The following is a 425-nucleotide window of genomic DNA, read 5'->3' on the forward strand; positions in this document are numbered from 1 at the left end:
GAGTATCCGTCGGTACAGGTGCCTCAGGGTTTTGCCAGTGACGGGCAGATTGTCCTGAACGTATCCCCGGCAGCCGTGCGTCATTTGCACATGGATAACGAGGCGGTCAGTTTCGAAGGGCGCTTCGGTGGCGTGCCGCACACCCTGTACGTGCCTATCGTGTCGATCCTGGGCATTTACGCTCGGGAGAACGGCCAGGGCATGGTGTTCGATATGGAATCGCCGCTAGAGGACGAGGAAGACATCGAGCCGGATGATGATATCCCGCCACCCGACAGCGAGCCACCGCGTCCCAGCGGTCGACCCAGTTTGAAGGTGGTGAAGTAATAAAAAAGGCGATCCGCAAGGATCGCCTTTTTTATTACTGTTGGAGCCAGGCTTGCCGGCGAAGGCGATCTCAAGGATGCCATCGCGTAAGCAAGTAT

General features: G+C 57.4%; 1 protein-coding gene. It reads left to right on the plus strand.

The window, feature by feature from the left end; translation table 11 throughout:
- On the plus strand, positions 1–327 hold a 327-nt coding region (locus tag AC1DF0_RS32385; RefSeq protein ID WP_477577693.1), incomplete at its 5' end, for a ClpXP protease specificity-enhancing factor SspB.
- Between the last annotated feature and the right edge of the window lie 98 nt (positions 328–425).

It is taken from the genome of Paenibacillus sp. 05T425 (assembly GCF_056396205.1).